We start from the raw sequence: 11,893 nt of genomic DNA, 5'->3' as shown, positions 1-11,893 counted from the left end.
TGCGCGACATCCGTGCGCGTTCCCTCGCCCACATCGAAGCGCGAGCGCGCCGAACGCACCTGCTCCTCGAGGAATTCAAGGTTCTGTGCCCGCAGCGCAGCGATCTGACGATCGCGAATGACGTCCATATAGGCGCTGGCCGCGTTGAAAAGCGTATCGAGTTCCTGGTTTCTCAGAGCCTCGTTCGCCGCACGAACCGACGCTTCCGCCGCCTGCACGTTGTTGCGCGTCTGGAAACCGTCAAAAATTGGCTGCGTCAGCGAGATACCGAATTCACCGGTGCGGATATCGGTGCCGTCATTGTGGGTCAGCGCGAGCGAAGCGGTGCCCTGAACGCGCGGACGCATGCCGGATTTGGCGATGGCGACGTCTTCATCGGTCACCCGGACTCCGGCGCGTTCGGCGTTGAGCGTGGAGTTGTTCTCGTAGGCTTTTGCCAGAGCGCCCAGAATGGTCTCGGCGGAAGCGACGACTGGCGTTGCAATCAACGCGGATGAGGCCACCAGAGGGATAAGGAAACGACGGTAAAAAGGCACGATCTGTCAACCTCGGACTGTTATCGGCAGCCGCGCCATACAGGACACCACCACCCCGACTTATGTGTTCCGGTCTTTCAACCGGCGTCCACGCCCGGGAGACACCAATGACAGCCTGTCCCCCACCCCCAAATCAGGCGCTCTTTCAAATAGATGTTACATCAATCCCTTGATCAATTCCGTTGCAGGAAAGCAACAAGTCACCCCTCAAAACACGAATACCGGCTCTTTTTGGAACCCAGGCAGTGGCCGGACCGCCAGATTGAAAGCCGGACGGCTGGAAACGATGCCGTCATCCTTCACAAAAAGATGCGCCTGGGCCGCATTCCCTTCGCCGATCACCGCGACAAGCCGTCCGCCATTGCGCAGTTGATCGAGGAGACTTTGCGGAACATGATCCACCGCCCCGCCAATGACAATCACATCGTAGGGCGCATCGTCGGCATACCCGCCCTGCAGCGCACCACCAACGACAGCCACGTTGACGCAGCCAAGCTCGTTGAGCGCTTCCGTCGCCATACCCGCAAGCCCTTCATCGCTTTCAAGTGCAACGACGAAGCTTGCAAGGCGCGACAGAACCGCCGCCGAATAACCCGATCCCGACCCCACATCGAGAACGACATCGCTCGATTGCACATCGGCAAGCTGGATCAGCTTCCCGAAGGCCGCGGGCTCCATCAGATAGCGGCGCCATTTCCATCCGCTGCCGGGGCAATTTCAATGTCTTCGTCGATATAGGCGAGCGCCTTCTTTCGTCCCGGCACGAAGGCCTCGCGCGGAATCTCGCCCATCGCGTCCAGAAGCGGGTTGCTCGTCACATCGGACGTCCGCAACTGTCCTTCCACCATATTGGCGCGCTGCTGGGAGAAATCGATTGTCATGCGTCTGCTTCCCGAAGCCTGTTTTCGGACCGTCTGCGGGAGAAGCTTCCCGCTTCGCCGAAAACAAAGATTTGACCGGTTTGCTAGCGGCTGCGGTCGCCCCTGTCAATCGCTCTGCGGCAGGCAGGCGTGGACCACTGACACGTCGGGAAACACCTTCGCCCACACACGTCGAACATCGTAGCTCCCGACAGGGAGCACAGTCGTGCCCGGCCTCACAGCCAGAGCATCGGACCGAAAAGTGGAACCCCGTTTTCGGGTCATTCGGGTGCACCATAAATATTATGGATCGTCCCTTATGCCTCCAGATGGACGCAAGGCCGCCTAGCCAGGCAATGGAACGAATTCCTCATCGTCTCCCCGCGGCAGATCAAACAGCCCCGCACCCCAGTTTTCCCGGCGCCAGTCATCCTTGGCCGCTTCGATGCGCTCCTTGGAAGAAGCCACGAAATTCCACCATATGTATCGCGGCCCGCTCATTGTCGCGCCGCCCAGAAGCATCAGCCGCGCGCCCTCTGCTCCAGCGCCCACAGTGATGGAATCACCTGGCCGGAACACCATCATTCGTCCGGCTTCAAAGATCTGCCCGGCAACCGAGACCGCCCCCTCCGTCACGTAGATCCCCCGGTCTTCATGATCATCGGGAAGCGGGAAGCGCGCACCGGGTTCGAGCACGACATCGGCATAGAACATGTCTGTGTGGACCGTGGCCGGAGCCTTCTCGCCATAGGCGGTTCCCAGGATCAGCCGCAGGGTCACACCGTCATCGCCAATTTCGGGAAGCGTCTCTTTCTCATGATGTTCGAACGTGGGCTCGGCATCTTCCATCGCTTCCGGCAACGCCACCCAGGTCTGAATGCCGAACAGGCTGTGCGGCCCCTGCCGCGAGGCCGTGCTGGTCCGCTCCGAATGGGAAACACCCCGCCCCGCAACCATCCAGTTCAGCGCGCCGGGATGGATCACCTGATCCGAGCCAATGCTGTCACGATGGTGAAAATCTCCGCGGAAGAGGTAGGTCACGGTCGCCAGCCCGATATGCGGGTGGGGGCGGACGTCGATGCCCTGGCCTGTCAGAAACTCCGCCGGTCCTGCCTGATCGAAAAAGATGAACGGCCCCACCATCTGCCGCTTTGGTGCTGGCAGCGCCCGCCGCACCTCAAAGCCGCCAATGTCGCGGGCACGCGGAATGATCAGCGTTTCGATGGAGTCGGCCTCGGTATCATCCGGGCACCCCGGTGTCAGGGCGGGATTCCAGCTCATGGCAACATCCTTTGCAGCAAACGCGGTCCTGCAAAAGACTATCACCGTGGTCGATGGCCGGAAATGCCGGCACGCATTGACAGTCCGTCACCGGGAGCACTGCGGGACATCTTTAGTGGCGCGGCATTTTGCCAGTCCGCTGCCCCAGACACCTTGCAGGATCAACCGCCGCTCCATAGATGCCCGTGTCCCGAACACCCTTACTGGAGACCCTATGGACACCCGCCTGCCACCGACAGTTCGTTCTGATCGTCTTGAACTACGACCTTTCGTGTCATCCGATCGCCCGGCTTACGATGCCTATCACAGCCGTCCCGAGGTCTACAGGTTTCTCTATGCACCGGTCCCAGGCAAACACGCCTTGTCTGAGCAGTTTGCGGCGTGTCTTCAGCCACGGTTCGAGAACAATGGAGATGCATTGCACCTGGCAGTGATCCGCCGCGAAGATTCCGCACTCCTCGGGGAGGTTCTGCTGAAAATGGCAAGCAAGGACGCGCTTCAAGCGGAGATCGGCTATATCTTCAATCCCGATTTCTCAGGCGCAGGCTATGCCACCGAAGCCGTTCGAATGATGCTCGATATCGGTTTCAGCGAATACGGATTCCATCGGATTTTTGCACGCCTCGATCCGCTGAACAAAGGATCGGTAGGGGTTGTCGAGAGGCTGCGCTTCCGTCGCGAAGCACATCTTCTTCAAAACGACCGCTTCAATGGAGTATGGGGCAATGAGTTCATTTACGCGCTCTTGAAGTCCGAGTGGGAAGAAAGAGCACTTTCTACCAGCTCTTGAACCTGACTGGCTGGGCTCTCGACAACCCGCGGCCAATGTCGCAGCGCCACATTTCAGGAGGTTTCAGCTGGGCTGGTGTGACCGACGCACCGGCCCGCGGCGCCCGCAAAGAAACGCGCCCTTTTGCCTATACAGCGGACCGAAAGCCATTGGCGAAGAGGCGCCGAATCACAAGGCAGTGCGAAAGGGCTGGAGTGCAGCTCACGCAAAACCGTGTAACGTCTTCAGATAAAAATCTGAAATCATTTGGAAAAGAGAATTTGGAGGCCTCGCCCGGAATCGAACCGGGGTGCAAGGATTTGCAGTCCTCTGCGTAACCACTCCGCCACGAGGCCATGTCGCAAGCGACACGGGCTGTTCAATAGGTTGCAGCCAATTCCCCGTCAAGCGGGCAAATGTCATTGCCGTGAAATTATCCGGGGAGACCGTGCGATTCGGGGGCGATGAATGGATCACCAGTCACCCAGGCCTCTGCTTTCCATCCCTGCGACGGTTCCACCAGACGGCGGCCTTGCGCCGCTGCCGCCTCACTGATGCGATGTCATACGAGAGGATCAGCAATCCGAGTGGAATCATCCAGAACCCGAGCACGGGCAGAAACCCGAACAATCCCAGGACGACGAGCAGGCACCCCCCTCCGATTCTCGCGAGCCGAGACCTGGGAATCGGTATCCGTTTTCCCATGAGGGAAACCGACGGTCGCCCCTTCTCCTTCGCTTCGCAGTTCCTGTTTTGCTTCACCATATACGTTCCATAGCCCTCTACCGGCCCTCACACGCTGTCTGCCCATCAATGCCGGACCTTCCATATGCGTTGCAAAGTCCACCGATGGGAGGGGCTGTTTGAAAAAAACGGCAAAAATCACATTTGGCGCTTTGCAAAGCTGAATTTGGTTTGCTATAGGCACGCTCACTCGCATGAGCACAGGCGTTCCCCGGTAGCTCAGTGGTAGAGCAACCGGCTGTTAACCGGTTGGTCGCTGGTTCGAATCCGGCCCGGGGAGCCACTTTTCAGCAAAATATCCAGCGTGCACCGCAGTTTCGTCGCTGCGCTTGCTCCTGCACGTCAGCCAAGGCAGACACCGGAGCAGATGCACAGCGCTCCGGGCGAGCGTTTTCATCAAGTGCAGAACCGGTTTAGGATAAAACCGTAGCGTAGCGCGTTCGTTTTGCAGGCTTGTGTGCGGGGTACCTTCTTGTCCGAAGTCGAGTTGAAGCTGTTGCTGGAAAAGCAGCAAGTGCCCGACCTGCTCGCGCGCATCGAACGATTGCCCGATGATGCGCGCAGGGTGCACGAAAGCCGGCTTCTGCGCAGCATCTACCTCGACACACCGGATGGTGTCCTGCGCGCAAACGGCATCTCCCTGCGCCTGCGGCGCGACGGCAGGCGCTGGCTTCAGACCGTCAAGCTCAACGGTTCCATCGCAGGTGGTCTTTCCAGGGTCACGGAGATCGAACAGCCCGCCCCCACGGGCGCAGTCTCGGTCGATGCGATCGAAAACGATGAGGTCCGGGACCGACTAAGGAAGCTGGTGAAAGACGCGCCGCTGCAGACGGTCGCAGAAACCCACATCCGCCGCACACAGGTCGATCTTCATCTTGATGACGGCACCAGGGCCGAGCTTGCGGTGGACAGCGGCGCCATCAAGGCTGCCGGTCGCAGCGAAAACCTGAACGAACTCGAGATCGAACTGGTCGCGGGAAAGCCGGTCGGGCTTTACAGGGCTGCGCGCATGATTCTACCCGAAGGCGCCCTGCGCTTTTCGCGCTTTTCGAAAGCCGCGCGCAGCTTTCTCCTCGCCGAACACGGGCACATCGAGCCCCCTGCCGGACCGCAGAGGGCAAGGTCTGTGCCGATCGGCCGCAAGGACGGCATTCACAAAGCCGCCCGCGACATATTGCAGGAATGTCTGGCCCAGATCGCAGCAAACATCGAAGCCATCCAGCAGACCGACGAAATGGAAGGCCCGCACCAGTTGCGCATCGGCCTTCGGCGCCTGCGCAGCGCACTCGCTCTCTTCGCCGGCGCGCTGGAGCCGTCAGCCGTCGTGCATTACAAGAAAGAAGCACGCTGGCTGGGGCGCGAAGTCGGTCGCCTGCGCGACCTCGAAGTGGTCCTCAACGATATTGCAAAACCGTTCTTCGCGGATGCACCCCGGTCGCCCGGCGCGGCACTCGTCCTCGGCACACTGCAGCGACACGCAGGCGAGGTCCGTACCGACCTCCGGCAGGCTCTCTCGGCAGAACGCGTGAACGAATTCCTGCTTGGCCTCTCGGAACTGACTGAGACAGGCGTTCATGAAAAGCCGCCCGTTCCCGGGAACCTGAGAGATCTGGCGAGCGGCATGCTCGAAAAGCGCTGGAAGCACGTCTTTGCGCACGCCCGAGGGATCGATGCCTTCGCCGTGGATGAAAAGCATGTGTTACGCAAGGAACTGAAGAAGCTCCGCTATGCGATCGAGTTCCTCGGCCCGCTCTATGCACCCGCCGGCGTGAAGCGCATGACCGGCAGGCTCAAGACCCTGCAGACTGTGTTTGGCAGCCTCAACGACGCGGCTGTCGCCGATGTGATCCTGAGCAAGCCTCCCCTCTCCTCCATCAACGACCTTGCCGCGCAACGTGCCATCGGCCGTCTGCTTGGAACCTGCGAGACCCGCACGCTTTACGATTGGCCGGCCGCCAGGGACCACTGGAAGACGCTGAAGGAGTGCCGGCCATTCTGGAAGCGGCGCGCGAGGTAAAACGGCAACTCCGCCCCCCACGCACAGACTTGAACATCAAGCTTGATTCCAGGTCCCGTCCGAACACGGATTCGTGAGCAGGCGACGATCCACGGAACGTTTTCCGACCCCGCCGATTGTACCAGAATACAAAAGATTCGGGCGGGCAGGATGAAACAGAAGAACAAAACGCAACCTCCGGTCACACTTGAAAGCTTATCCAATGCGCTTCCAGCGGATGTCGTCGCGGCACTCGATCGCTTCAGCGCCATGGAGGGCGCCGGCATGACACGAGAGCAGGCGCTCGTCACCGCACTCAGAACATGGGCTCTTTCCAGAGGGCTGCTGCGCACCGGAAACGACGGCAATGATGGTTTGCGGCCCGAGCAGCTCAACGCAACAAACGACGATTGACCCCCACGCATGGAAGATCACATGACCCCTGAGAACGACCGGCGCCCGGTTTTGCTCCTGTTCCGGCATGACCTGCGTCTGTCGGATAATCTCGCCCTTTGCGCCGCCGCCGAAACAGGACGCCCCATCGTGGCCGCGTTCATTCTCGACGAGGAAAGCGAAGGCATCCGGCCGCTCGGCGGCGCACGCCGCTGGTGGCTGCATCACAGCCTTGCAGCACTGGCTGAGGATCTGGGAAAACATGGTCTGAAACTCGTCCTGCGCAGGGGCTCCATGGCCAGGGCTGCGCTCGCACTGGCCGACGAGACCCGTGCCTGCACCGTCTATTGGAACCGGCGCTACGACCCCGCCGGCATCGCCGCCGACACCGACTTGAAAGCTGGCCTCAGGGACCGCGGCATCGAAGCCCAAAGTTTCGCTGGCCATCTGCTGCACGAACCGTGGCGACTGAAGACCGGATCGGGCGGGCCCTACCGGGTCTTCACGCCCTTCTGGCGGGCCCTGCTCGATTCCGTACACCCGCGCCCGCCCGCCGACCGGCCCGAAACGCTCACGCCCAGCAGGGAATCAGTGGCAGGCGACAGGCTTGAGGACTGGAAGCTCCTGCCGACGAAACCTGACTGGGCGACGGGCCTGCGGGAAACCTGGGAACCCGGAGAGGCTGGCGCCCGCAAGAGGCTGACAGCGTTTCTCGACGGTGCCGGCGAAGGATACAAGACCCGCCGCGATCTCATGGCCGAGGCCGGGACATCCGGCATTTCACCTCATCTCGCCCACGGCGAAATCACGCCATTCCAGATATGGCAGACGCTTGATGGCGACAGCAGCATTGCCGACGGGGATCTGCAGGCCTTTCGCAGGGAGATCGGCTGGCGCGAATTCTGCTGGCATCTTCTGTTTCACAACCCGAAGCTCGCCACAGAAAATTTCAATCGTAACTTCGATGCGTTTCCCTGGCGTGGAGACGATACCGCCCGTCGCCACTGGCAACGCGGCGAAACCGGTTATCCCGTCGTCGACGCGGCCATGCGCCAGCTCTGGCAGACCGGCTGGATGCACAATCGCGCACGCATGGTCGTCGCCTCTTTCCTCGTCAAGCATCTGGGCATCCACTGGCGTGAGGGGGAGGCGTGGTTCTGGGACACGCTTGTCGACGCCGACCCCGCTTCCAACCCGGCCAACTGGCAATGGGTCGCGGGTTCCGGTGCGGATGCCGCCCCCTTCTTCCGCATCTTCAACCCCGTGCTTCAGGGTCAGAAGTTCGATCCAGAGGGCGATTACGTGCGGCGGTACGTGCCGGAACTGGATGCGCTCCCCGACAAGCATCTGCACCAGCCGTGGAAAGCTCCCGAAGAGGCTTGTGGCAAGGCTGGCGTAAAACTTGGTGACACCTATCCCCGCCCTCTGGTCGACCACAGGGCGGCCCGCGAACGCGCGCTGGACGCCTATAAATCGGTCAAAAACGCCGGCTGACGTGCCCGTCAGTCGGTTTTCCGGGAAACGAAATCGGCGGCGATGCGCATCTCGCGCAGGGGCCGCACCCTGGCCGTACACGCCTCATAGATCGGGTCTGCCTTGTATGCTGCCAGCGCCGCTTCGTCGCGGAACTCCGCGTAAACGATGACATCCACTTCGGTGCCGATCTGGTCGACCTTGCGGTTGATGCCAACCTCGAAAAAATCGGAGTGCGGAATATCGGCCAACATACGCAGGCCCTCGGCAATCCGCTCCACGTCGGCCTCGTCTCTGGCGCTGAAGAAAACGATGTGTCGAATCACGGGCCTGTCTCCTGAAAATGTGCCCGCAAATCGCGCCGCATCGCCTGAATGTCAATGCAGCGTCACGCCGCAGGAGCGGAATCAAAACCTCAACGCCGCCGAACAAAAGACTGTTTCGCAAAGAAAAAAGGCCGGGCGCAAAGCCCAGCCCCTCCTGCCCCTGGCTAAAGCGTGATGCGGTAGAGCGCAAAACCTTCCTGCCCTTCGCCAGCCGGTTCAATCGAAACACCCTCGACACTCGACGCGAATTCCGCGCCTTTGGGGCCTGTCTCGAAAAGAACCGACGTGTCGGCCAGAGGCTTGAAGGTCCAGTTGGCGTCTGCGGATGGTTGATGGTTCCCTGCTCCACGATATAGCGCACGATCACATCGCGATTCGTGTCCGGTGCAGCAAAGATCACCTTGTCCGGCCCTATCCCCGGAAAATTGCCTCCGCCCCCACCACGGTAATTGTTCGTAGCGACGATGAATTTCTGAGCCGGGTCGACCGCCGCGCCATTGAACTGCAGATCCACGATGCGGTTCGAATCCGCGTTCAAGAGCTCGCCCTTGGACGAATATTTCGGTGGCTGGGACAGGTCTATCCGATAGGTCACGCCGTCGATCACGTCGAAATTGTAGGACGGGAACGAGGGGTCGAGCAGCGGCTGGTCCGACTTGCCGGGTTCCACCAGATTGAAAATGCCGGCCGACATCTCCAGCCATTCCTTCACATCCGCACCCGTCACCAGAACGGCCTGCACCGTGTTGGGATAAAGATAAAGATCGGCGACGTTCTTGATCGCCACATCGCCCGCTGGCACATCCGTGTAATAGTCCGGACCGCCGCGCCCGCCGGCCTTGAAGGGCGCAGCCGCCGAAAGTACGGGCAGATCCCGGTATTCGCCATCCTTCAGCATGTCGGTGATGTACCAGGTCTGTGCCTGGCTCACGATCTGCACGGATGGGTCGTCGGCCACCAGCGCGAAATAGGAATGCAGCGGCGCAGACGTCTTGCCCACCGCGGTGCGCACATATTTCAGCGTTGCCTCGTGGTCTTCGCGCACCGCTTCCTCGACCTCCGCCTTGCTTTCGACCAGCGGCTCGGTCTGGCGTTCCACACGCTTGAAGATCGGGCGCGCCTCGGACGTCGCGTTCACCACCACCCAGCTCTGCCCGTCCCTTTCCAGAAGCAGGTCGATCAGGCCCAGATGCGATCCCCAGAAGCCCCCCATGACGGCAGGTTTCCCGGCAATTGTGCCCCTGGCGTTGTCGACACCTTCAAGCCCTTCAAACTTCGGACCGGGAAAATCGAGATGGCTGTGCCCCGTCACGATGGCGTCGATACCATCGACACCGGCAAGCAGCAGCGAAGCGTTCTCGAGATTTTCCTCATACTGCGCCGGGCCAATGCCCGAATGCGACAGCGCCACCACGATATCGGCGCCCTCCTCGCGCATCTGCGGAACCCAGGCCTCCGCCGCCCGAACGATGTCGCGTGTCATCGCCTTGCCGGTCAGATGCTTGGAATCCCAGTTCATGATCTGCGGTGGCACGAAGCCGATAAGCCCCACGCGGATCGGGTGCTCCGCGCCATCGCCGTCCTTCACCATCCGGTCAAGGATCACGTAGGGTTTCAGGAACAAGTCATCGCCGCGGCCGCTGGCGGCAAGCTGCCCCTTGGTCAGGTTGGCGCAGACAAAGGGGAAATTCGCGCCCGCAAGCACCTTGAACATGAAATCGAGCCCGTAATTGAACTCGTGATTGCCAAGCGTCGAGCAATCATAGCCGAGCGTGTTCATCCCCTTGATGACAGGGTGGATGTCGCCCTCGCGCATGCCGCGCTCATAGGCGATGTAATCGCCCATTGGGTTGCCCTGGAGGAAATCGCCATTGTCGACGAGGATCGAGTTCGTTGCCTCGGCGCGGATTGCGTCGATGATAGACGCCGTGCGGGCGAGCCCCATCGTGTCATTGGGCTTGTCGGCGTAATAATCGTAGGGAAAGACATGCACATGCAGGTCGGTGGTTTCCATAATGCGCAAATGCGCCTGGTTCACCGAAGCCTTGGCGGAAAAAGGATGCATCAGCACCAGAGAACCTGCAGCAGCCGAGCCTGCTAAAAACGAACGGCGGGACATGGAGGCGTATGCGGACATCATGATCGTCTCTCCTGGGCCTTTGAAAAGGAACCGGCGAAGGAGCATGATTGCGCCGTCGCGCCGAGACTTCCAGCAAAATCTCGTGACGCGCGCATGACAGTCGACCGGCACGTTGTGAGCGAACCCTGTCGCATGCAGAACAGCGCCCGGACAGCAAATGCAGCAGCATCGGATCCGGCTGCAGCGAATGCGGAGGAGACGCGAGGATGAGCGACACACCGGGCGACAGAACCAGGCCTCATGCCTCGCCACCCTGTTTCATGCATGAACTGGACGGTCGCGCCGGCATCTCAAGCGCGGAAGTCTGGCCGGAGGTGCGTCGCTGGCGCAAGGCCACGCGCGACCGCCTGATCGCCGAGCGCCTAGCCGTTCCCGCCGCCGAACGCACCCACCTTGCAGGCATCATCGCGCAGAAGCTCGACGCTCTGATCGGCGATCCATCGGGCCGCGTGATCGGCCTCTACTGGCCGTTCCGGGGCGAGCCGGACCTGCGCCCATGGCTTGCCACGCTCCATGATCGCGGTGCCATGACGGCCCTGCCGGTCGTCATCCAGAAAGCCGCGCCCCTTGTCTTTCGCCCCTATCGTCCCGGAGACACACTCGAACGCGGTGTCTGGAACATCCCCGTTCCGGCAACCGACAAAGAGATCGTTCCCGATATCGTCGTCTCGCCGCTGGTCGGTTTCGATAAAGGCAACTACAGGCTGGGCTATGGTGGTGGATTCTATGACCGCACGATTGCCGCCCTGCCGAGAAAGCCGCTGCTCGTCGGCATCGGATACGCCTTCTCGCAACTCCCGACGATCTATCCCCAGCCGCACGACATTCCGATGGATCGCATCGTCACCGCCGGCTGATGCCCACCGGCCTCACGCCATCTGCGGCTTCAGCCCCACGCCTGTCCGGTCGACCACCTCGCGCAATGCAAAAGCCGAGTTGATCTTGATCACGTGCGGCATGCCCGTCAGCCACTCCTTGTGGACACGCTCATAGTCCTGCAGGTCGCGCGCAGCGATCCGCAGAATATAGTCGTACTCACCCGACATCAGATGGCACGACACCACATTCGGGCACCGCTGCACGGCTGCTTCGAACTCACTGAGCGTCCGCTCGAACTGTCCCGACAGCGAAATATGCACAATCACCGTAACCCCATGTCCAAGGGCTGCATTTGAGAGCCGGGCGTGGTATCCCTTGACAACACCGCTCTTCTCCAGATTGTCGAGACGGCGGGAACAGGCCGACTGGGAGAGCCCCACCTTCTCCGCAAGCGCCGAATTGGAGATCCGCCCATCCTTCTGGAGCACTTCCAGAATAGCGATATCAATCCTATCAAGGGCCATAAATCGAACTTCCTCCCATAGAATTTCTATTT

10 protein-coding genes, 2 tRNA genes and 2 pseudogenes are annotated in these 11,893 nt (G+C 60.8%); 6 read left to right on the top strand and 8 right to left on the bottom strand.

The window, feature by feature from the left end:
• From JCM21793_RS08915 to JCM21793_RS08905, 3 genes and pseudogenes are all read right to left on the bottom strand, one after another.
• Positions 1-536, bottom strand: a 536-nt coding sequence (locus JCM21793_RS08915) for a TolC family protein (protein ID WP_036539989.1), incomplete at its 3' end; no start/stop codon positions are given.
• Positions 537-743: 207 nt separating this feature from the next.
• Positions 744-1,417, bottom strand: a pseudogene (locus tag JCM21793_RS24950) (protein-L-isoaspartate O-methyltransferase family protein).
• 324 nt (positions 1,418-1,741) lie between these two features.
• Positions 1,742-2,677: a pirin family protein gene (locus JCM21793_RS08905; protein ID WP_025030158.1), complete on the bottom strand. Its 936-nt coding sequence runs from the start codon at positions 2,675-2,677 to the stop codon at positions 1,742-1,744.
• A 214-nt stretch (positions 2,678-2,891) separates the two neighbouring features.
• Here JCM21793_RS08905 and JCM21793_RS08900 point away from each other — a divergent pair, with 214 nt between their 5' ends.
• The gene (locus JCM21793_RS08900) at positions 2,892-3,467 is read left to right on the top strand and encodes a GNAT family N-acetyltransferase (RefSeq protein WP_025030157.1); all 576 of its coding nucleotides are present in this window, start codon (positions 2,892-2,894) and stop codon (positions 3,465-3,467) included.
• Positions 3,468-3,728: 261 nt separating this feature from the next.
• On the opposite strand, the gene JCM21793_RS08895 is transcribed toward JCM21793_RS08900, so the two are convergent.
• Positions 3,729-3,802, bottom strand: a tRNA-Cys gene (locus JCM21793_RS08895).
• Positions 3,803-3,926: 124 nt separating this feature from the next.
• The gene (locus JCM21793_RS30195; protein WP_370671635.1) at positions 3,927-4,151 is read right to left on the bottom strand and encodes a hypothetical protein; all 225 of its coding nucleotides are present in this window, start codon (positions 4,149-4,151) and stop codon (positions 3,927-3,929) included.
• 247 nt (positions 4,152-4,398) lie between these two features.
• Here JCM21793_RS30195 and JCM21793_RS08885 point away from each other — a divergent pair.
• The 4 genes from JCM21793_RS08885 (at position 4,399) to JCM21793_RS08870 (ending at position 8,073) form a co-directional block, all read left to right on the top strand.
• Positions 4,399-4,473: transfer RNA gene (locus JCM21793_RS08885), tRNA-Asn, on the top strand.
• 189 nt (positions 4,474-4,662) lie between these two features.
• Entirely contained in the window at positions 4,663-6,207 is a 1,545-nt protein-coding gene (locus JCM21793_RS08880; RefSeq protein WP_025030155.1) for a CYTH and CHAD domain-containing protein, read from the top strand.
• Positions 6,208-6,357: 150 nt separating this feature from the next.
• Entirely contained in the window at positions 6,358-6,600 is a 243-nt protein-coding gene (locus tag JCM21793_RS08875; protein ID WP_007008265.1) for a hypothetical protein, read from the top strand.
• 21 nt (positions 6,601-6,621) lie between these two features.
• Entirely contained in the window at positions 6,622-8,073 is a 1,452-nt protein-coding gene (locus tag JCM21793_RS08870) for a cryptochrome/photolyase family protein (protein ID WP_025030154.1), read from the top strand.
• Between the two features lie 8 nt (positions 8,074-8,081).
• Here JCM21793_RS08870 and JCM21793_RS08865 read toward each other — a convergent pair whose 3' ends face one another.
• The gene (locus tag JCM21793_RS08865; RefSeq protein ID WP_007008267.1) at positions 8,082-8,378 is read right to left on the bottom strand and encodes a Dabb family protein; all 297 of its coding nucleotides are present in this window, start codon (positions 8,376-8,378) and stop codon (positions 8,082-8,084) included.
• Positions 8,379-8,542: 164 nt separating this feature from the next.
• Positions 8,543-10,515 (bottom strand): annotated as a pseudogene (locus JCM21793_RS24945) (bifunctional 2',3'-cyclic-nucleotide 2'-phosphodiesterase/3'-nucleotidase).
• Between the two features lie 209 nt (positions 10,516-10,724).
• Here JCM21793_RS24945 and JCM21793_RS08855 point away from each other — a divergent pair.
• Positions 10,725-11,375, top strand: a complete 651-nt coding sequence (locus tag JCM21793_RS08855; RefSeq protein ID WP_007008269.1) for a 5-formyltetrahydrofolate cyclo-ligase — start codon at positions 10,725-10,727, stop codon at positions 11,373-11,375.
• A 12-nt stretch (positions 11,376-11,387) separates the two neighbouring features.
• On the opposite strand, the gene JCM21793_RS08850 is transcribed toward JCM21793_RS08855, so the two are convergent.
• The gene (locus JCM21793_RS08850) at positions 11,388-11,861 is read right to left on the bottom strand and encodes an Lrp/AsnC family transcriptional regulator (RefSeq protein ID WP_007008270.1); all 474 of its coding nucleotides are present in this window, start codon (positions 11,859-11,861) and stop codon (positions 11,388-11,390) included.
• Positions 11,862-11,893: the final 32 nt, after the last annotated feature.

Source organism: Nitratireductor aquibiodomus NL21 = JCM 21793 (assembly GCF_000615975.1).
GTDB classification, from domain to species: domain Bacteria; phylum Pseudomonadota; class Alphaproteobacteria; order Rhizobiales; family Rhizobiaceae; genus Nitratireductor; species Nitratireductor aquibiodomus.
Note: the sequence above shows the minus strand (reverse complement) of the source record. Positions and strands in the feature narration are given on the sequence as shown.

Excerpts from the sequence above, each read along its gene's own strand:
- JCM21793_RS08870 (WP_025030154.1), top strand. The coding sequence starts at position 6,622 with ATGACCCCTGAGAACGACCGGCGCCCGGTTTTGCTCCTGTTCCGGCAT.
- JCM21793_RS08905 (WP_025030158.1), bottom strand. The coding sequence starts at position 2,677 with ATGAGCTGGAATCCCGCCCTGACACCGGGGTGCCCGGATGATACCGAG.
- JCM21793_RS30195 (WP_370671635.1), bottom strand. The coding sequence starts at position 4,151 with ATGGGAAAACGGATACCGATTCCCAGGTCTCGGCTCGCGAGAATCGGA.
- JCM21793_RS08855 (WP_007008269.1), top strand. The coding sequence starts at position 10,725 with ATGAGCGACACACCGGGCGACAGAACCAGGCCTCATGCCTCGCCACCC.
- JCM21793_RS08900 (WP_025030157.1), top strand. The coding sequence starts at position 2,892 with ATGGACACCCGCCTGCCACCGACAGTTCGTTCTGATCGTCTTGAACTA.
- JCM21793_RS08850 (WP_007008270.1), bottom strand. The coding sequence starts at position 11,861 with ATGGCCCTTGATAGGATTGATATCGCTATTCTGGAAGTGCTCCAGAAG.
- JCM21793_RS08875 (WP_007008265.1), top strand. The coding sequence starts at position 6,358 with ATGAAACAGAAGAACAAAACGCAACCTCCGGTCACACTTGAAAGCTTA.